Source organism: Serratia sp. CC22-02, from assembly GCF_900182895.1.
Lineage (GTDB): Bacteria > Pseudomonadota > Gammaproteobacteria > Enterobacterales > Enterobacteriaceae > Serratia > Serratia nevei.
The window spans coordinates 1316449-1335514 of the sequence record NZ_FXUD01000001.1 but is presented as its reverse complement, the minus strand read 5'-3'; the positions used below and the strand labels follow the sequence as shown (position 1 = coordinate 1335514).

Annotated in this window: 20 protein-coding genes and 1 tRNA gene; 16 read left to right on the top strand and 5 right to left on the bottom strand. The window is 53.7% G+C overall.

The genetic code is table 11. From position 1 onward, the window contains the following. The first annotated feature begins 318 nt into the window (after positions 1-318). The 6 genes from QOL81_RS06370 to hxsA all read left to right on the top strand — a co-directional run bounded on the left by QOL81_RS06370 (position 319) and on the right by hxsA (position 6008). Positions 319-1119, top strand: coding sequence for a helix-turn-helix domain-containing protein (locus tag QOL81_RS06370; RefSeq protein WP_060419953.1), 801 nt, complete (start codon positions 319-321; stop codon positions 1117-1119). Between the two features lie 20 nt (positions 1120-1139). Next, positions 1140-2414: a lactonase family protein gene (locus tag QOL81_RS06365; protein ID WP_283439726.1), complete on the top strand. Its 1275-nt coding sequence runs from the start codon at positions 1140-1142 to the stop codon at positions 2412-2414. 196 nt (positions 2415-2610) lie between these two features. Beyond that, entirely contained in the window at positions 2611-2886 is a 276-nt protein-coding gene (gene hxsD, locus QOL81_RS06360) for a His-Xaa-Ser system protein HxsD (RefSeq protein ID WP_087763453.1), read from the top strand. After that, complete coding sequence (gene hxsB, locus QOL81_RS06355; RefSeq protein ID WP_197757791.1) at positions 2883-4277, top strand: His-Xaa-Ser system radical SAM maturase HxsB; 1395 nt, start codon at positions 2883-2885, stop codon at positions 4275-4277. Before hxsD ends, hxsB begins: the two co-directional genes overlap by 4 nt. Continuing rightward, entirely contained in the window at positions 4270-5382 is a 1113-nt protein-coding gene (gene hxsC / locus QOL81_RS06350) for a His-Xaa-Ser system radical SAM maturase HxsC (protein ID WP_102984320.1), read from the top strand. The genes hxsB and hxsC overlap by 8 nt, the downstream gene beginning before the upstream one ends. Continuing rightward, entirely contained in the window at positions 5379-6008 is a 630-nt protein-coding gene (hxsA, locus tag QOL81_RS06345) for a His-Xaa-Ser repeat protein HxsA (RefSeq protein ID WP_072270026.1), read from the top strand. Before hxsC ends, hxsA begins: the two co-directional genes overlap by 4 nt. A 76-nt stretch (positions 6009-6084) precedes the next feature. Here the strand turns inward: hxsA and QOL81_RS06340 are convergent, their stop codons facing one another. The 4 genes from QOL81_RS06340 to QOL81_RS06325 all read right to left on the bottom strand — a co-directional run bounded on the left by QOL81_RS06340 (position 6085) and on the right by QOL81_RS06325 (position 9164). After that, positions 6085-6969, bottom strand: coding sequence for an MBL fold metallo-hydrolase (locus tag QOL81_RS06340; protein WP_102984321.1), 885 nt, complete (start codon positions 6967-6969; stop codon positions 6085-6087). A 23-nt stretch (positions 6970-6992) separates the two neighbouring features. Continuing rightward, entirely contained in the window at positions 6993-7598 is a 606-nt protein-coding gene (locus tag QOL81_RS06335; RefSeq protein WP_087763427.1) for a hypothetical protein, read from the bottom strand. Between the two features lie 435 nt (positions 7599-8033). Then, positions 8034-8108, bottom strand: a tRNA-Arg gene (locus tag QOL81_RS06330). 129 nt (positions 8109-8237) lie between these two features. Continuing rightward, positions 8238-9164, bottom strand: a complete 927-nt coding sequence (locus tag QOL81_RS06325; RefSeq protein WP_283439725.1) for a formate/nitrite transporter family protein — start codon at positions 9162-9164, stop codon at positions 8238-8240. 229 nt (positions 9165-9393) lie between these two features. Here QOL81_RS06325 and ccmA point away from each other — a divergent pair, with 229 nt between their 5' ends. From ccmA to mlaA, 10 genes are all read left to right on the top strand, one after another. Then, the gene (ccmA, locus tag QOL81_RS06320; RefSeq protein WP_100396441.1) at positions 9394-10026 is read left to right on the top strand and encodes a cytochrome c biogenesis heme-transporting ATPase CcmA; all 633 of its coding nucleotides are present in this window, start codon (positions 9394-9396) and stop codon (positions 10024-10026) included. Continuing rightward, the gene (ccmB, locus tag QOL81_RS06315; protein ID WP_197757789.1) at positions 10026-10685 is read left to right on the top strand and encodes a heme exporter protein CcmB; all 660 of its coding nucleotides are present in this window, start codon (positions 10026-10028) and stop codon (positions 10683-10685) included. Before ccmA ends, ccmB begins: the two co-directional genes overlap by 1 nt. Positions 10686-10805: 120 nt before the next feature. Further along, positions 10806-11543: a heme ABC transporter permease gene (locus QOL81_RS06310; protein WP_004936270.1), complete on the top strand. Its 738-nt coding sequence runs from the start codon at positions 10806-10808 to the stop codon at positions 11541-11543. Beyond that, entirely contained in the window at positions 11540-11776 is a 237-nt protein-coding gene (ccmD, locus tag QOL81_RS06305) for a heme exporter protein CcmD (protein WP_004936267.1), read from the top strand. The genes QOL81_RS06310 and ccmD overlap by 4 nt, the downstream gene beginning before the upstream one ends. Next, positions 11773-12267: a cytochrome c maturation protein CcmE gene (ccmE, locus tag QOL81_RS06300; protein WP_130017813.1), complete on the top strand. Its 495-nt coding sequence runs from the start codon at positions 11773-11775 to the stop codon at positions 12265-12267. The genes ccmD and ccmE overlap by 4 nt, the downstream gene beginning before the upstream one ends. Then, on the top strand, positions 12264-14234 hold the full coding sequence (locus QOL81_RS06295) for a heme lyase CcmF/NrfE family subunit (RefSeq protein ID WP_039564915.1): 1971 nt from the start codon (positions 12264-12266) through the stop codon (positions 14232-14234). The genes ccmE and QOL81_RS06295 overlap by 4 nt, the downstream gene beginning before the upstream one ends. Continuing rightward, positions 14231-14782, top strand: a complete 552-nt coding sequence (locus QOL81_RS06290) for a DsbE family thiol:disulfide interchange protein (protein WP_033653726.1) — start codon at positions 14231-14233, stop codon at positions 14780-14782. Before QOL81_RS06295 ends, QOL81_RS06290 begins: the two co-directional genes overlap by 4 nt. Beyond that, the gene (locus QOL81_RS06285) at positions 14779-15246 is read left to right on the top strand and encodes a cytochrome c-type biogenesis protein (RefSeq protein ID WP_060419972.1); all 468 of its coding nucleotides are present in this window, start codon (positions 14779-14781) and stop codon (positions 15244-15246) included. The genes QOL81_RS06290 and QOL81_RS06285 overlap by 4 nt, the downstream gene beginning before the upstream one ends. Further along, positions 15246-16460 (top strand): c-type cytochrome biogenesis protein CcmI, encoded by a 1215-nt coding sequence (gene ccmI / locus QOL81_RS06280; protein ID WP_049270556.1) that lies wholly within the window; start codon positions 15246-15248, stop codon positions 16458-16460. Before QOL81_RS06285 ends, ccmI begins: the two co-directional genes overlap by 1 nt. 28 nt (positions 16461-16488) lie before the next feature. Beyond that, positions 16489-17247, top strand: coding sequence for a phospholipid-binding lipoprotein MlaA (gene mlaA / locus QOL81_RS06275; RefSeq protein ID WP_049200138.1), 759 nt, complete (start codon positions 16489-16491; stop codon positions 17245-17247). A gap of 116 nt (positions 17248-17363) precedes the next feature. Here mlaA and fadL read toward each other — a convergent pair whose 3' ends face one another. After that, positions 17364-18686: a long-chain fatty acid transporter FadL gene (fadL, locus tag QOL81_RS06270; protein WP_060419975.1), complete on the bottom strand. Its 1323-nt coding sequence runs from the start codon at positions 18684-18686 to the stop codon at positions 17364-17366. Positions 18687-19066: the final 380 nt, after the last annotated feature.

Here is a 19066-nt window from a genome sequence, read left to right as displayed (position 1 = left end):
ATTCCTATTCGGCCATGCCCGTGGAGCGTAAAAAAACACTTTAAGATAAAACAATTAACATAAAGTGTGATTCACCCTGGCGGGGCAAATGCATCTTTAATGGATGCACTTTGCGTGGCGCATTTTTTATTCACGGATTTTTCGCAAGCGTATTTATATAACATGATCATTTTCAGTTATTTATATGATGACTTTTCCTATGCCGTAAAAATTGCATTGGCAGGGTGATTTTTTTTAGGATTAATCTTAATGACTTGATTTGAGAGGTTAACGATTTTAATAAAAAGGACACAATCTTTATAAAGGCAGGGAGCGCTCATGGATTATAGAAAGGATATTCTTGTACAGGTCTTGGAGTATATGGAGAAAAATATTATAGAGGGGCTTTCCGTTGAGAAGGTTTCCATTATCTCGGGTTACTCTAAATGGCATTTACAGCGGTTATTTAAACATTATTTTGGCATTACGTTAGGGACTTATATCAGGAATAGAAAGCTGAGCCGGTCCGCTGTCCTGCTCAAACAGCATCAAGGTAACATATTGGATGTTGCCCTGGCATCCGGGTTTGCTTCTCAGCAATGCTACACGCGGGCATTCAAACGTTTCTTTGGCGAAACGCCCAACAGCTTTAGGAACAGCCGGGGATGGGATTTCTCCACCCAGATTCCACCGTATGGCAGCGACAATAAACCCTATTTTTATCATACGGTCATGCCGGATGACATCGACATGTTGAAGCAGTACAAGGCATTGATTTTCCACTCCGTCAGGAAGTACAGAGATGCCAGTGACATTACCCAGACGAATGATAAATGGCTAAGTAAAAATGGGAGGGCTTATAGCGTAGAAAAAAGAAAAGGGGGGCGGCCGCATGCCAACGGCAAGGAGCAAGAGGTTTTTCATTCCATATTTAACTTCTATATACCCATGGGGAAATATATTGTCATTCCCTTTATCGGGGAGCTGCCTGAGTATATTGCCTTTTTTGAGGGTATCTATGACGCCCATCTGCCGGCTATTAATGTCAAAATGAGGGAGAGCTTTTTCATCGAATTATACAGGCACGAGCATTTAAACAGTAAGATCATCAATGTCGATATACTTATTCCTGTGGCGTAGTGTTGAGGAAAGGAGGCATCATGAGTAAAGAAAAATCCTCTGGCTCGATTAATAAACACCGCCGCGCGCTCTTTATGCTACCTTTAACGTTGCCTGCCTTTGGCAGAGTGAACGTTAAAGGTTTAGCCAGGCAGGCTATTCAATTAGCGCTGGCATTAACGCTCTTCATGTTTTCAGGAAATGCGATGGCAAATAATCGGGAACAGCATCAAATAGCGTTAGTCGGCACCTGGACCCATATTCCGGATGCGCCAACGGTGCAGAAACCGACGCGCCCCAGTGAAGGGCTCTATCGTCTGGCGGTTAATGGCGACGGCACGTTAACGCTGCTCGATGTCATTAAAATGAAAAGCCCGTCGTGGATCGTCACATCCCGCGATGGCCGCTTCGCCTATGCTACCAATGAGGAGGACGCGGGAACGGTGACCGCCTTGGCGATAGACCAGGCTGGCAGCCTGCGGGTGCTGAATACGGTGAGCAGCGCGGGTCGGCAGCCGACGCATGCCACCCTCAGCCCGGACGGCAAGTTTCTGTTGGTCGCCAACTATTCCGTCGCCAAAGGCGGCGCGGGAGTGACGGTATTGCCGATTGGCAGCGACGGCAGGCTGGGTGAACGCGTACAGCATTATCCGTTTACGCCCGGCTCCGGCATCGTGCAGGGGCGCCAGGAAGGCGGGCATGCGCACTCCACCACCTTCAGCCGCGATGGCCAATACCTGTACGCGGCGGACCTCGGCGGCGATAAGCTGCACGCCTACCGCTATCGTTCGGATAACGCGCAGCCGTTGCAGGCGGATGCTTCGCGCGATGTCGCCTTTGCGCCCGGCGCCGGCCCAAGGCACATGGTGTTCTCGCCGGCAGGCGACTATGCCTATGTCATCACCGAAATGGCGGGCGAGATCGAGGCGTTTGCCGTTAACGACAATCGATTGACGCGGCAAGGGAAAGTGAAACTGAACGGCGGCCTCGATTCGGCGGAGGCGAAAAGCGGTGGGGCCATTATCCTGAGCCCGAGCGGCAGATATCTTATTGCCACCCATCGCGGTACCGATAACCGCCTGCTGGTATTAAAAATAGGCAGGGACGGTCTGCCAGGCGTGCCGACGCGCTATGAGGCCGGCGGCATTGAGCCGCGTGCGCTCGCTTTCGATGCCGGGGGTAACCATCTCTATGTGACGAATGTATTCACCAATAGCGTGACGCTGTTCGATTTCGATGATGAGAAGGGCGAATTGCAGGCCAGAGGTGAAGCTGCGGCGATTTCAACGCCGACGGATATTAAGTTTTTTTACTGATGCCAACTGGGTACCTGAAATATCTGGCGGGTTTGATTATATTGCTTTTGACATGATACCAATTAGAGGGAGGGCATGAGTTATTTTTATCGAGCTGGATGAAAAACGCCAATCTGCAATGTATAATTGTCATAAAAATAAACGTTGTATTTAAAATTATTTCTTGTTGTTATTATTTTTTTGGCAGGTACTACACATGTGGCAAAAAAAAATTCTAAAAGAGCGGTGTTCAGAGTGGGTGATTCGAAGCTCTCTCTATTGGATAACGGCATATACACGCTGGAAACTTGATGAAGATGAGCTGAATTGGGTTATCACATTTGATGTTTTTACCGAAGAGAGCCAGTTCGAGTTTGAGCGGTTGCTGAATGACTATAAGATCAGGGAGTCACTTCAAAGACAAACTGGCCAAGTTAGGGCGTCGATCATAGATAACGTATTGAACAGTATCGATAAGAGGTTAGCGGAATGAAGCTCATGCCGTTCAACTTCGACCGGATAAACGATGATACGGTGTTCTTAAGCAACCTTGCAGGCTTTCATCAGCTCATTTCTGAGGACAGTTTCTCGCAACTTGTCAGACACTCACTTCCAGAAGACAAGAGTCTTGCTGATGCCCTTGAAAGTAAGCTCTTCATTTCTGAGGATGATGAACAGGCGTTTACAACTTCTGTTCTGAGTTCGGGCTTTGCAAAACGGATTATGAGTGATTTGGCCGTAAATCCAATCTTTATGATCGTTCCAACATTGAGATGCGATCACACCTGTAAGTATTGTCAGGTAAGCCGTGCTGCTGTTGGCGCAAATAATTATGACCTCGACCCCGCTCTAATTCCCGCAATCGTAAACCAGATCAAAAAGCTATCAGTTCCACCGTATAAAATTGAAGTGCAGGGTGGTGAGCCTCTACTACGCTTTGATCTCGTGAAATTACTTTATGAGCAATGCGAAGAGAATTTGGGCGCTGATGCATTTGAAATGGTTATTGCTACAAGCCTATCGTTACTTGATTCATCGATCCTAACTTGGGCGAAAGAGCGTAATATCACCTTTTCTGTATCATTGGATGGCAGCGAAACTATTCACAACAAGAACCGTGTGCTGACTGGCAATGAGTCGCATTCAAAAGCTGTGGAGGGGATTCGGCGAATTAAGGAGGATTTGGGCAATAGTCGAGTTTCTACGGTAACGACCGTAACGAAAGAACTTATTAAAAATCCATCTTCTATCATCGATGCACACCTGGTATTGGGGTTAACCGATCTTTTTGTCAGGCCTGTAAGTCCGTATGGTTTTGCACATAAAGACAATTTTTCATTTTCTATGGATGAGTACTATGGTTTTTATGAAAAACTCATAGAAGACATTGTGGAACATAACAAAAATGGGATACCTGTTGTTGAGCATTCTGCAGCGATACATCTGAAACGGATCTTCAACCCAGGCTTTAGCGGTTATGCCGACCTGAAATCTCCCAGCGGCGTTGTTCTTAACTGTATCCTGTTTAATTATGACGGCCGGGTATATGGAAGCGATGAAAGCCGTATGCTCCAGAAAGTGAATAGCGATGTTGACTTCAGTGCAGGGGAAATCGCCAGTATGTCGTTTTCAAAAAGCGACTACTATCGAACTGTTTTGACTTCGTCATTCAACTTCGCTTTACCTGGATGCGATACTTGTGCTTATCAGCCCTTCTGCGGTTCAGATCCTTGCCAAAATATCAGCATGCAAGGAGAACCTGTTGGAGACAGGAGTAAATCAACTTTTTGCCAATACCATAAAGGGATGTTCCGATTCCTGATAGACAAACTGGCAAAAGGTGGGGAAGTCGCTGATGTATTGAGAGGGTGGGCTTATGTCTGACGTTATCAGGAACGATATTTTCAGATATAATAGTGAAGATGATGTTCCGCCAGGCTTCTATCGTTTATGTAAACAAAAACCAGTGAATCCACAGTTTTATTTACCTAATCTCTTGGTAAGGGAAGAGTTTAAAGCGGAGAACATACTTCCTTGCTATAGCGCTTGCATTGAGAGTCGAGGCCTTTTCAACGCAATTGATGATGGAGACATTGCTGTTGTTAACAATGGTAATATGCTCAGAGTAATTCTGTCTCGCCGGGCTAACCATAACACTGTTTTGGTGACTGAAAGATGCAATAATCTCTGCTTATTCTGCTCACAACCCCCAAAAAAAGCGAATGATGATTGGTTGTTGACTCAATCCGCGTTAGCGATTGCTGCATTCAATCTTGATGGTGTCGTAGGTGTTAGTGGTGGTGAGCCTCTATTATATGGTGATGATTTTCTTGAATTTCTCGATTATGTTGCTGAAAACTCACCTGAAACATCACTACATGTACTCACTAATGGTAGAGCATTTGCAGATGGCAACTTCGCCAAACAAGTAAAGCAACGATGTGATCAGGTTAAAATTACGTTCGGTATTCCTTTGTATTCTTCTCGACAAACTGTCCATGACCAGCTTGTAGGGAGCGATGGAGCTTTCAAAGAAACTGTTTGCGGGTTAATTAATGCAGGGAACTTGGGTATCAATATTGAATTGCGAATAATACCAACGAAAGCCAACTATCTTGAATTACCTGACATTATTGAGTATGTAGGCCGCGTTTTTTCCAATATAAATCAAATATCAATCATGGGATTGGAGTCAATAGGGTGGGCAAGGAAAAACTGGCAAGACATATTCATAGATAATAATGAGGTTGCTAGTTATTTATTGGCGCCGATTGAAGTAGCATCCAGATCTAGGTTAGACGTAGTGATCTTTAATTATCCACTATGCCATTTACCCTATGCTCTATGGAAATATTCGGTACAATCGATTTCTGATTGGAAGAACTACTATCCTAAAGAGTGTGATGCTTGTACTGAAAAAAATAATTGCGCAGGATATTTTAGCTCGTCAAAAGGACGATTTCATCAAGATCCGAGACCAATACTATGAAAAAATTTAATTTCGCAGCATTACTTCCTGGGTTTTTAGCTCTAAATAATTCGGTGTGGGCAAGCGATTCCGCTATGGACATAGGGGATATCTCCAATATGTCCGTGAAAGATAATAATCTTATACTAGCGCCTCTGAATACTGATGTTCCGTTCTATATTGCTGGGCATCGTAGTCATAGTTCCCACAGAAGTCACAGTTCACATCGTTCGTCTTCAGGTGGTGGTTATTATAGCTCGCCGTATTACCCAAAGACGACAAGTTCATCATCAACGACTCGCAGTGGAAATTCATCTTCATCAAACTCGAATTCAGGAACATCTTCGTCTGTACGTTCATTCAGTTCTAGCAATGAAGCATCAAACGCTGGGGCGTCTAGATCTACAGCTACAACATCAGTAATGGGTACGGTAACAGCGGATAAAGAAAAACGGCGTAGATTGATAATGCGGGTTCAATTCGCCCTCTTCGATAAAGGCTATTATGATGGTGTAATTGACGGGGTTATGGGGCCAGCTACTAGAACATCAATAAGAAGCTTTAGAGTTGATAAAGGACTGGCACTTCCTCCATCTGAAACATTAGATGCGCAATTACTTAATGCTTTGGGTGTCATGGCTCGTTGATAGACGTAACATTAATGAATGAAAGTTTATGGAGGGGGATTTCCCCTCCTTGGGTGCTTGCTAAAGACAATGAGTCTTATACGGTAATGGATCCGATATAAAATCCAAGCTCTGTATCTTGAGCGTTTTCGTTATCAAACTTATTATTTGGATAATTTTCACTGGAAACATAGAAGTGAACTTTATTGCCGACGCAATCCATAGTGATATCACCGGCACGATTCTGCGTGATTTTCTTGTAGCCCGTGTAGTAGTTTAAATTACGGGAGGGGGCCTCGCCGATAATGATCACTTTAGGTTTGATTTTATCTAGCCAGGAGTTGGGTATTTTCCCCGAATCTCTACCATGATGAGACGCGAAAACGACGGTGGTTTCCTGTAATTCTACATCATTAATGATGTTTTCCATAAACTCTGTTTCCAGATCGCCGAGCCACATCACGCTGGCACCATCGTTCAGTTTATAGCGCACGACCGCCGAAATATTATTGTAACTTTCACCGCGCTCGCTGGCGTTCAATGCTTCAGCAAAATGCGGGTTGTCTATTTTTGGCCAAAGAATAGACAGGCCTGAGCTATCTCGCTGATCATCGCTAACGTTCATCCACTTGCGTGAACAGTCTTGTGATATATAGAACGCTTTCTCACCGTCTCGTAATGTACAGTATCGTTCAAATGAAGGGGTGCTATCCTCTTTGATGGCTTTGTTCTTGACCACATAGAAGTTGTATATCTTCATTGCGTCGTCGAGAAGATGAATTCCGCCGAAGTGATCCTCGTCAGGGTGCGTGCTGATAAATCTACTGATCCCTTTTCCTTTAGCCTGTGCTTGCATTTCTTTGATGATCGCATCTGCATTATCTTCGTTGATATAGCAGTCAATTATCGTGAAGTTATCACTGTTGTGTTTTATATAAAACATGTCGCCATTGCTGACGGAGAAGCTCTTTATTAATGACATGGACGTTCCTTTTTCCTGTAGGGTTATTTTTTCGAGGCCTCAATCGCCAGCGCCGTGCAGACCAGGCGGATGCCCATCTGCTGAGCGGCGATTGCGCTCATGAGATATTGAATCAGAAAGACGAGAATAATCGGCCAGACCGTCACTTCCGTATGGGTAGCGCGCAAGATCAATGGCAGAATAATGAGAAATAAAAACGATATTGTCGCCAGGTCGCGAAAAAGCAGAAAGCGTTTATTGATATCCTGAATGGCACCTTCATTATGATGCTTTCTGTAAATTCTATACCACTCAACATTTTGCTCTCTGGCTGTGGAAGGCAAGGGGATGATGTTTTCTCGCAGCCATCGGTCATCAATACGATTGTCACTATGCATATATTTGCTGAATGCCCGATGGCCCGGCAAGGCATGTTTAAGCCGCCAGAAGGCGAGTGATGCCTTGGCGTTCGGTGGGATCACCGTGGATAGCAAAAGCAATAAGGGCGGCGCTAAGAATGTACTGGCTATTTTGGCTATCTCTATACTTTCCGATAGCGAAACTTGTTGTAGCATGACTGAAGCCAATATGCTGATATCAAAGGCTAGGAATGCGCCAAGCCAGCCAATGAGTCCTTTCTTGATCGACATTTAAATACCAATGGTGTTTTAATGGGGGATATTTATTGCGGGAATATATCAGCGGGGCGTTTTTTTTCAATGAAATAAATCAGGTATTTTAAATTAAGGATTTAATTTTATCGCGGCCGTTTTTGGCTTGTTGTTAAATTTGGTTTTTAGCCGTTTGCTTTAGATTTCGACTATTTTTTATGGTGAAGGTGAAACTTAATTTTTTCTTTATGTTTTATTTGTCATGGTTAATTTGTTAATTAATTTTAAATTATTATGCTGTTCTCTTATTTATTATCTTGGTTTATTTTTCTGCCGTGAAATCATCGGCAATTTTAATGTTTTTTTCGTTAGCCTGATGTACGGTGAATTCTCTAAGGGGTATGTGTGGGCAGTATACGCCGGGATGCAGAGTGGTGATGGCCAGACCAGGGAATGGAAGGGGTATGGCAAGAATGGTGTCCCCGACTGGAATCGAACCAGTAACTAGCCCTTAGGAGGGGCTTGTTATATCCGTTTAACTACGGGGACGCTGCGGGCCGGCAACTGAAGCTGCCGGGGCATTATACCTTTTTTTACCCGCAGAATAAGCGCTTAGCGGCGCGTTTGCTCAATACCTCGCCAGTTCACGCCGAAATTTCCTCGGCTAACCGACCGCGATCACGGTTTTTCCCCGCCGTGGCGCCGCTTTTCCTCTTGCCGACGCGCGGCCTGGTTTTTGGCGCTCAAATCGTTGCGGATCTGCGCGTGGCTTATCAGCGCAAAGATAAAGGTGCCGCCGATGATGTTACCCGCCAGCGTCGGCAGAGCGAACGGGTAAATGAATTCTTGCCAGCCAATCGCGCCGTTGAACACCAGATACAGGATCTCGACCGAACCGACCACGATATGGGTCAAATCGCAAATCGCCACCAGGTAGGTCATCAGCACGATCACCCAGATTTTCGCCGCGCCGGCGGCCGGGAACATCCACACCATGGTGGCGATGATCCAGCCGGCCAGGATGCCGTTGGCGAACATTTCCCGCGGCGTATGGCGCATCACCTCTTCGCCCAGGCTGACGAAGGCGCCGCGCGTTTCGGTGTCGAACAGCGGCATATGGGTAAACGCCAGCGCCGCCAGCCCGGTGCCGATCAGGTTGCCGAGCAGCACCACGCCCCACAGGCGCAGCAGGATCAGCAGGTTGCGCGGCGTGGGCTTATGCATGATTGGTAATACCGCCGTGACGGTGTTTTCGGTAAACAACTGCTGGCGCGCCATGATGACAATGATGAAACCGAAGGTATAGCCGAGGTTCTCGATGAAAAAGCGGCTGGGATCGTCCGGCAGGCGGGCGTGGAAAATGCCTTTTGCCGCCAGCGAGGCGCCCATCGACAGCCCGGCGGCGATCGCCGACCACAGCAGCGCCAGCCCGTCGCGCTCCAGCTCTTTTTCGCCTTCCATCCGGATCTGTTCATGCACCGCCGCCGCGCGCGACGGCAGATTCTCTTCCCTGACTTCGATTTCGCGCTTGCCCTGTTCCTGCTCCTCGCTCTCTACCTGCATCGTCTCATCCGGCTCGTGATCCTGGCGTTGCTGCTCGCTCATGCTGTAGCTCCTGCTCATTAAAGGTGAGTTCACGTTATTAAGCGTAGTTGCCCGGCCCAAATGCGGCGAAATACAGAAAAAAGTAACAAGAGTTAAAATCCGCCGATTTTTTCCACGCATTCTTGATCCTGCTCGCCATATTGGTCCGTCGGCGCGCCCGCCGCGGGCTGCGTGCGGGGAAAGGCTTATGCTATGATTCGCTATCCCAAAGAAAAATATGAGTTCCCCGATGCTGGAAGCCAAAAGTCTGAGTTGCGTGCGCGATGAGCGCATCCTGTTTAGCGAGCTAAGCTTTTCAGTTCAGCCGGGCGATATCATTCAGGTAGAAGGGCCGAACGGCGCGGGTAAAACCAGTTTGCTGCGCATTCTCGCCGGCCTGGCGCGGCCGGACGGCGGCGAGGTGTGCTGGCGTGGGCGCAGCACGCTGCGCGATCGTGCGGGTTACCAGCAAGATTTGCTGTTTATCGGCCATCAGCCCGGCATCAAAGCCGTATTGACGCCCTTCGAAAATCTGCAGTTTTATCAAGCGGTGCGCGGCACAACCGATCATCCGGCCATCTGGCGCGCCCTGGAGCAGGTGGGGCTGGTGGGCTACGAAGATCTGCCGGTGGCGCAGCTGTCCGCCGGGCAGCAGCGGCGCGTGGCGCTGGCGCGGCTGTGGCTCAGCGCGGTGCCGCTGTGGATCCTCGATGAGCCGCTGACGGCGATCGACAAACAGGGCGTAGCCGAGTTGATTAGCCTTTTTGAACAACATGCACAGCGGGGCGGCATGGTATTGTTGACCACCCATCAGGATTTGGCCGGCGTCAGCCAAACGGTAGGTAAAGTTCGTTTGGCGGAACATGACGCGGGGAGCCTGTGATGTTTTTGACCCTGGTGCGCCGCGAACTGAAGATCGCCTGCCGTAAAGGTTCGGATATCGTCAACCCGCTGTGGTTTTTCCTGATTGTGATCACGCTGTTTCCGTTGGGGATTGGCCCGGAGCCGCAGCTGCTGGCGCGCATTGCGCCGGGCATCGTGTGGGTGGCGGCGCTGCTGGCCTCGCTGCTGTCGCTGGAGCGGCTGTTTCGCGACGACTTCCTCGACGGCTCGCTGGAGCAGCTGTTGCTGCTGCCGACGCCGCTGCCGATGACGGTGCTGGGCAAAGTGTGTGCTCACTGGGTCGTGACGGGTCTACCGCTGCTGATTCTGTCGCCGCTGGTGGCGCTGCTGCTGTCGCTCGATATGCAGACCTGGCTGGCGGTGGCGGGGACGCTGCTGCTCGGCACGCCGACGCTGAGCCTGATCGGCGCTATCGGCGTGGGGCTGACCGTCGGCCTGCGCAAAGGGGGCGTGCTGCTCAGCCTGCTGGTGCTGCCGCTGTATATCCCGGTGCTGATCTTCGCCACCGGCGCGATCGACGCCGCCTCGATGGGCATGCCGATCGACGGTTACCTGGCGATACTCGGCGCGATGCTGGCGGGCAGCGTGACATTGGCACCGTTTGCCACCGCGGCGGCGCTGCGAGTGAGCGTGCACTAGCTAACGTATTGAATGAACAGACGGGGCAAGGCCGACAAGAGCGTACCCCGCAGAAGATTTTCGCCGTTTCGATCGCTCGGGGCGGCCGACGCATAAAAATTACCGTGAGCACTGACGACAATGTGGAAATGGTTACATCAACTGGCGCGGCCTGAACGGCTGTATCACGTCTGCGGCCGCTTTATCCCCTGGCTGGGGCTGGCGGCGGCGGCCTGCCTGCTGCTTGGCTGGGCATGGGGCTTTGGTTTCGCGCCGAAGGATTATCAGCAGGGCGACAGCTTCCGCATCATTTATATTCACGTGCCGGCGGCCATGTGGTCGATGGGCATCTACGCCTCGATGGCGGTGGCGGCGTTTATCGGCCTGGTGTGGCAGATGAAAATGTCCGATACCGTGGTGGCGGCGATGGCGCCGATCGGCGCGGTGTTCACCTTTATCGCGCTGGTGACCGGCTCCGCCTGGGGCAAGCCGATGTGGGGCACCTGGTGGGTGTGGGATGCGCGTCTGACCTCCGAGCTGGTGCTGCTGTTCCTTTATATGGGCGTCATCGCGCTGTACAACGCCTTTGAAGACCGCCGTCTGGCGGGCCGCGCCGCCGGGATTCTGGTGCTGGTGGGCGTGGTGAATATCCCTATCATCCATTTTTCGGTCGAATGGTGGAATACGCTGCATCAGGGCTCGACCAATATGCAGCAGTCTATCGCGCCAAGCATGCGCACCCCGCTGCGCTGGGCGATCCTCGGTTACCTGCTGCTGTTCGTCACGCTGACGCTGATGCGCCTGCGCAATCTGATCCTGTTCCAGGAGCGCCAGCGCCCGTGGGTCGCCGGGCTGGTGAATAAGGAGCGTCAGTCATGAATGCCGCGTTCGATTCCTGGTCGGCGTTTTTCGCCATGGGCGGTTACGCCTTCTATGTTTGGCTGGCGGTCGCCGCCACGCTGATTTCGCTGTTGGGGCTGGTGGCGCACACCGTCTGGCAACGGCGGCAGTTGCTCGCCGAGATCGGCCGCCGTCAGGCGCGCGAGCGGCGCATTCGCCATGCGCAACAATCAAAACAAAAATCCGCCGCACCGCGGGAGAAATCATTGTGAATCCACGTCGTAAAAGCCGCCTTTATCTGGCGATCGTTGTGCTGATCGGCATCGCGCTGACCGCGACCCTGATGCTGTACGCGCTGCGCTCCAACATCGATCTGTTCTATACCCCGGGTGAAATCCTGCAGGGCAAGGGTGAAAATCATGAGAAGCCCGAGGTCGGCCAGCGGCTGCGCATCGGCGGCATGGTGATGCCGGGCTCGGTGAAACGCGATCCCAATACGCTGCAGGTCAGCTTCAAGATTTACGACGCGCGCGGCGCGATCGGCGTGACCTACACCGGCATTCTGCCGGACCTGTTCCGCGAAGGGCAGGGCGTGGTGGCGCAGGGCGTACTGGGCGAGGGCAACGTGGTCAATGCGCGCGAAGTGCTGGCCAAACACGACGAGAAATACACGCCGCCGGAAGTGGCCGACGCGATGAAAGAGAACCACAAAGGCCCGGCGGAAGCGTATAACGCGCCGCAGGCAGAGGGCACCAAGTCATGATGCCGGAACTGGGCAGTTTTCTGCTGTGCCTGGCGCTGGCGATTGCGCTGCTGCTGAGTATTTACCCGCAGTGGGGCGCGGCGCGGCAAGACAGCCGCATGATGGCGGTCGCCCGCCCGCTGACCTACGGCATGTTCGCCGCGATTGCGCTGGCGTTCCTGTGCCTGGTGCACGCCTTCGTGGTCAACGATTTTACCGTCGCCTACGTGGCCACCAACTCCAATACCCAACTGCCGGTGTATTACCGCATCGCCGCCACCTGGGGGGCGCATGAAGGTTCGCTGCTGCTGTGGGTGCTGCTGCTGAGCTGTTGGTCGCTGGCAGTGGCGTTGTGCAGCCGGGCGATGCCGCAGGATGCGGTGGCGCGGGTGCTGTCGGTGATGGGGATGATCACCGCCGGTTTCCTGCTGTTCATTATCATGACCTCCAACCCGTTCACTCGCACGCTACCGAATTTCCCGATCGACGGCAGCGATCTCAACCCGCTGCTGCAGGATATCGGCCTGATCTTCCACCCGCCGCTGCTGTATATGGGCTACGTCGGCTTCTCGGTCGCCTTCGCCTTCGCCATCGCCTCGCTGATGGCCGGCCGGCTCGACACCGCCTGGGCGCGCTGGTCACGCCCGTGGACCACCGCGGCCTGGGTGTTCCTCACGCTCGGCATCGTGCTCGGATCGGCCTGGGCCTACTATGAGCTGGGCTGGGGCGGTTGGTGGTTCTGGGATCCGGTGGAGAATGCCTCCTTTATGCCGTGGTTGGCCGGCACCGCGCTGATGCACTCGCTGGCGGTGACCGAAAAACGCGGCACGTTCAAAGCCTGGACGGTGTTGCTGGCGATCACCGCCTTCTCGCTGTGCCTGCTGGGCACCTTCCTGGTGCGCTCCGGCGTGCTGGTCTCGGTGCACTCCTTCGCCTCCGATCCGGCGCGCGGCATGTTTATCCTCGCCTATCTGGTGATCGTGATCGGCGGTTCGCTGCTGCTGTACGCGGTCAAGGGCGGCCAGGTGCGCAGCCGGGTGCAGCACGAGACCTTCTCGCGCGAGACCTTCCTGCTGGGCAACAACGTGCTGCTGATCGCCGCCATGCTGGTGGTGCTGTTGGGCACGCTGCTGCCGTTGGTGCACAAACAGCTGGGGCTGGGCAGCATCTCGATCGGCGAGCCGTTCTTCAACACCATGTTCACCTGGCTGATGGCGCCGTTGGCGCTGCTGTTGGGCATCGGGCCTTTGGTGCGCTGGCGCCGCGATGAGCCGAGCAAGCTGTGGCGCCGCCTCGGCGTGGCGCTGTTGGCGACGCTGGTGCTGTCAATCCTGCTGCCGTGGCTGCTGCAGGACAGCATCGCCGGCATGACGGTGGTGGGCCTGATCATGGCGCTGTGGGTGATCATCCTGACGCTGATGGAGCTGCATGAGCGCGCTACCCACCGTCACGGTTTCTGGCGCGGCCTGCGCCAGCTGTCCCGCAGCCACTGGGGTATGGTGCTCGGCCACCTCGGCGTGGCGGTGACGGTGATCGGCATTGCCTTCAGCCAGAACTACAGCGTAGAGCGCGACGTGCGGATGAAGGCCGGCGACAGCGTGGATATTCACAACTATCACTTCGTGTTCCGCGACGTGCACGACATTCGCGGCCCGAACTACAGCGGCGGCGTCGGCATCATCGACGTCACGCGCAACGGCAAGCCGGAGGCGACGCTGCACGCGGAGAAACGCTACTACAGCGTGGCGCGCAGCATGATGACCGAAGCGGCGATCGACGGCGGTTTCAGCCGCGATCTGTACGCGGCGCTGGGCGAGGAGCTGGAGGACGGCTCCTGGGCGGTACGCCTGTATTACAAACCCTTCGTGCGCTGGATTTGGTTCGGCGGCGTCTTTATGGCGATCGGCGGCCTGCTGTGCATCCTCGACCCGCGTTACCGCATGAGCAAAAAACTCAAGCGCGAAGGCAAGCTGGAGGCGCAACCATGAATCGTAAGCTGCTGTTTATCCCGTTGGTCCTCTTCCTGCTGCTGGTGGCGGCGCTGATGGTGCAACTGACGCGCAACGCCGGCGGCGAAGATCCGACCATGCTGGAATCGGCGCTGATCGGCAAACCGGTGCCGACCTTCAGGCTGGAGTCGCTGGATCAGCCCGGCAAAACCTACGATCAGGCGGTGCTGCGCGATGGCAAGCCGATATTGCTTAACGTCTGGGCCACCTGGTGCCCGACCTGCCGCGCGGAACACCAGTATCTCAATACGCTGGCGGCGCGTGGCGTGCGGGTGGTTGGCCTGAACTATAAAGACGATCGCGCCAAGGCGGTGACCTGGCTGAATTCCCTCGGCAATCCCTATGCCCTCAGCCTGTACGACGGCGACGGCATGCTGGGGTTGGATCTCGGGGTCTACGGCGCGCCTGAGACCTTCCTTATCGACGGCCAGGGGATTATTCGCTATCGCCACGCCGGCGACATGAATGAGCGCGTTTGGCAGCAGGAAGTGCTGCCGCTGTATAAAAAGTACGGGGGTGAGGCATGAGGCTGATTGTCCTGCTGTGCGCCGCGCTGCTGAGCTGGAGCGCTGCCGCGGCGATCGATACCTATCGCTTCAACTCCGTCGAGCAGGAGCAGCAGTATCGCGAGTTGACCGAACAGCTGCGCTGCCCGAAATGCCAAAACAACAGCATTGCCGATTCCAATGCCATCATCGCCGCCGACATGCGCACCAAGGTGTACGAGCTGATGATGCAGGGGCAAAGCAAGCAGCAGATCATCGATTACATGGTGGCGCGCTACGGTAACTTTGTCACCTATGAGCCGCCGGTAACGCCGGCGACGCTGATCTTGTGGATCGGCCCGCTGCTGTTCGTGCTGATCGGCGGGGCGGTGGTGATCCTGCGCACCCGTCGCCGGCCTGGCGCGGTGGTGGACGATGAATTCTCCGAACGGGAACGGCAGCGCCTGGCGGCGCTGTTGCAAGAGACTGACAGGAAGAAACCCTAATGGCTTTTTGGCTGATTATTTGCGTGTTGCTGGCCGGCGCCGCCGCGTTGCTGGTGGTGCCGGCGATGCGCCACGGCAAGCAGAGCGCCGCCACGCGCGATGCGTTGAACAAGGCATTTTATCAGGATCGCCTCAGCGAGCTGGAGCAGGACGAGCAGCAAGGCGTGGTGGCCGAGCGCCCGGAGCTGGTGAAAGAGCTGCAACAAAATCTGCTGAACGACATTCCCGTCGAGCAGGCGGCGCAGGCGAAGCCGATCAATCGCTGGGCGCTGGTGCCGGGCGTGCTGTTATTGCTGGCGGTGACCGTTGGCTTTTATCTGAAAACCGGCGGGTTGGCGCAGGTGCTGGACTGGCGCCTGGTGCAGGCGCAAATGCCGGAATTGCGCGAGCGCGTCGCCAATGAGCGCGCCAAACCGCTGAGCATGGAAGAGATCGCCCGCCTCGGGCTGGGGCTGCGCACCGCGCTGCAGCAGGACGATCGCAACATCAACGACTGGATGATGCTGGGGCGGGTCGGCATGGCGCTGAACAACGCCACCACCGCCACGCAGGCGTTTGCCCATGCTTATCAATTGGATCCGAATAGTCTGGAAGTGCGGCTCGGCTATGCCGAGGTCTTGACGCGATCCAACGATCCGGAGGATAACAAGCAGGCGACGCAGCTGTTGCGGCGCATGATCGCGGAAAATCACGGCGATCCGCGGGTGCTGAGCCTGCTGGCGTTCAATGCCTTCGAACAGGGCGACTTCAAGCAGGCGATAGGCGCCTGGCAGGTGATGCTGCAGCTGCTGCCGGCCAACGATCCGCGCGCGGAAGTGATAAAGCGCAGCATTGCACAAGCAAAAGCCCAGGCCGGCGGAGAAACTGTTAAACTGAATGTGACCGTTTCGCTGTCACCGCAGGCGGCGAAAGCCCTGCCGACGCAGGGGACGCTGGTCATCTCGGTGACCGACGGCGTCAGCCCGGTGCCGGTGGCGGTAAAACAATTGCCGCTGAGCCGTTTTCCGCTGTCTTTCTCTCTGGATGACAGCAACGCCATGATGCCCGAGCGTCTACTCTCGGCACAGCATCAGGTGCAGGTGCGTGTGCGCCTCTCACAGGACGGATTGGCCACGCCGCAGCCGGGAGACTGGTTCGGCGAAAGCTCGCTGCAGACATTCAGCGGTAAAGAGCAGGTTAGCGTTCAGATAAACAAGCAGGTCAATGAAAAATAAGACCGAACGTGTTTTTATGGAGAAAAATATGAACTTTCGCCTGACTGGGGTGGCATTCGCAACGGTATTACTGGTGGGCTGTGCCAGCGCGCCAGACAAAGATCCGCAAGGGCGTTCCGATCCTTTGGAAGGATTTAACCGGACGATGTTCGACTTCAACTACAACGTCCTGGATCCTTATATCCTGCGCCCGGTCGCGGTGGCCTGGCGCGACTACGTGCCGATGCCGGCGCGTAACGGCATCAGCAACTTCACCTCTAACCTGGAAGAGCCGGCCAGCATGGTCAACGCCTTCCTAAAGGGCGATCCTTACCGCGGGATGATCCACTTCAACCGTTTCTTCCTGAATACCCTGCTCGGGATGGGCGGCCTGATCGACGTGGCCGGCATGGCCAACCCGAAACTGGCGCGCGAAGAACCCAACCGCTTCGGCAGCACGCTGGGCCATTACGATGTGGGTTACGGCCCGTACGTGATGTTGCCGGGCTACGGCAGCTTCACGCTGCGTGACGAAGGCGGCGACTTTGCGGATACGCTGTATCCGATGCTGAGCTACCTGACCTTCTGGATGTCGGCGGGCAAGTGGGTGGTCGAGGGGATCGAAACCCGCGCCCAGCTGCTGGATTCCGATGGTCTGCTGCGCAACTCTTCCGATCCTTACATCATGGTGCGCGAAGCTTACTTCCAGCGCCACGATTTCATCGCCAACGGCGGTTCGCTCAAGCCGGAAGAGAACCCGAACGCCAAGGCGATTCAGGGCGAACTGGACGAGATCGACTCGCAGTAATCACGGGCGTTACGCCAATGAAAACCCGCCGTCAGGCGGGTTTTTTTATGCCGGCGGCAAGCGGCGGGCAAAAAAAAGCGCCCCGAGGGGCGCTTTGGCTTCTTTCTCAAGCGAGATTAGAAGCGGTAGTTGAAGTTGGCGCCGTACAGCCAGGCCTTGCCTTCGGAAGTGAAGGTGTAAGGGCCTTCGTTGATGGTGACTTTTTGGCCGTGCATGTAGGACACGCCGACGTCGACCGACGCATCTTTGTTGAACGCATAGGTGGTACCGGCACTCAGCCAGAAACGGTCCTGATCCGGAATGGAGATCGAACGGTTTTGGGCGGGCACCGGGCTGTCATCGAAAGCGATACCGGTACGGAAGGTCCAGTTGTCGTCGTAGAAGTAGGTGGTGCCCAGCGCGATGCGGTAAGCGTCTTTGAAGCCTTCATGCTTCTGGAACAGGGTCTGGCCGTTGTTGCCGGTGGCTTTCAGCTCCTGGAACTGGCTCCAGCTGGTGTAGGCCAGGCTATAGTGGATAGCCCACTGCGGCGCTACTTTGTTGTAACCGGACAGCTCCCACATTTCCGGCAGATGCAGGCTCAGAGAACCCGGAATGGTGGTGCCGTTGGTACCCCACGGAAGACCTTGAGAGGCCAGCAGCGGGTTGAAGGCTGAAGGCAGACTGCTTTTGTAATCGCCGTCGAAGTCGATTTTCACTTCTGAGCGATAGGTGAAGCCGTAACGGTTGTTTTCATCCACTTCGTACAGAATACCGGCGTTCCAGCCGAAGCCCCATTCGTCGCCTTTCAGGTGAGAAATTTGAGTATCTGCCGGGATCTGCGAAACCGGGCCGGCCAACTGTGGCGGCAATTTGCCTGAACCGGCGATCAATTTTGGCAGGTCGCCGGCATAACGTTCGAGTTTAGCCTTGGCGTAGACGGCGTCAAAACCCAGACCGAAGCTGAAGTTTTTGTTCAGGCGATAAGCGCCGCTCAGATTCAGGTTCAGGGTTTCCAGATCGGTTTTGCCGCCCATGGAACCCGCCGCATAACCGTTGTTGTATTCGGTCGCCAAACCAAAGTTGCTGGTGACCGAGCCGCCTACGGCGAATTGATCGTTAATCGGGTGAACATAATGCAGGTTCGGCACCCAGGCGGTCGGCGCGATGTTTTTCGCATCCAGGCTGGCGCCGGAAGGGGATTGGCCACTGATATCGACGTCCGGATCGATGAAGACTGCGCCGAAAGAGAGTTCCGGACGGGTATACATCATCAGCAACGCCGGGTTGCGGCTCGCGGAGGCCGCCGTATCCGCCATGGCGCCTTCGCCAGAATACGAACGTCCTAAACCAGCTGATGAGAACTCATTCAGCTGGAATCCTGCGGCAGACACGTTTGAAGAAATAATTGCCACTGCAGCTGCGAGAGCTGATTTAGTCAATAGGTTTTTCTGGCTCATGACCAAAACCTCATTATGTGTTTATTATTTAAACTATGTTACGCAAGGTAACAAGGAGCGCGGGATTGTAGGGTCCGTTATCATTCAGACAAATCAGACCAGTGGCTGAAGTATAGGTCTGACCTGTGAAAATGTTGCAAGTTTGTTTTTGAAATATTTCCAACCTGATATCAAAAAAGAGATCTGCTTAACAAAAAGCCAGCGGTAAATAACAAAATTCTTACCATTCCTTAGCAGGCGCTCATTTTTATTTGTGATTTCCATCACTTAAAACACCCAGTAAAAGTAAGTGCTAGTGATTGCTGGCGCGGAAGCGTAAAATACCTGCAGAATTTTGTGGCTTTGTGCCGGTGAGTAAAACGGCAATTTGGGCTGATAAC